Source organism: Neisseria sp. P0021.S007, from assembly GCF_051956855.1.
In genome coordinates this window covers 1-496 of record NZ_JBQCXA010001343.1, presented here as the reverse complement: position 1 = coordinate 496, position 496 = coordinate 1, and the positions used below count along the sequence as shown (strand labels likewise).

1 pseudogene is annotated in these 496 nt (G+C 47.6%); it reads left to right on the top strand.

Annotated features, from left to right (window positions below):
• Positions 1-496 (top strand): annotated as a pseudogene (locus ACTHUR_RS19070) (hypothetical protein); the annotation flags it as partial.

Below are 496 nucleotides of genomic sequence, written 5' to 3'. Positions count from 1 at the left end.
CAACAACCCAACAACCCCACACAAAAAAACCACCACCCAACAAACAAAAAACACCCAAAAAACAACAAACCAACCCCACCCAAAAACCCACACCAACAACAAAACCCAACACCCCAACACCAACCCACCACACCCCAAAACCACAACCAACCCCAAAAACACAACCACCCACCACCCAAAACAACACACAAACCAAACCCAAAACACCACAAAACAACCCAACCCCCACCCACAACAAACACCAAAAACCCAACAAAAACCACCCCCAACACAAAAAAACCAAAACAAACAAACCCCCAACACACCAACCACAACACCAACTGCACAACCAAACAACCAAGCCCAAAAAAAACAAACACCAAAAACACCCAAACACAAAACCCACCCAAAAACAAAACCCCCCCCACAACCCAACCACACCAAAACCATCCCCCACACACACCCAACACCACCAACAACTCCCCACACACAAACCCAAACAACCACCCCACCACCA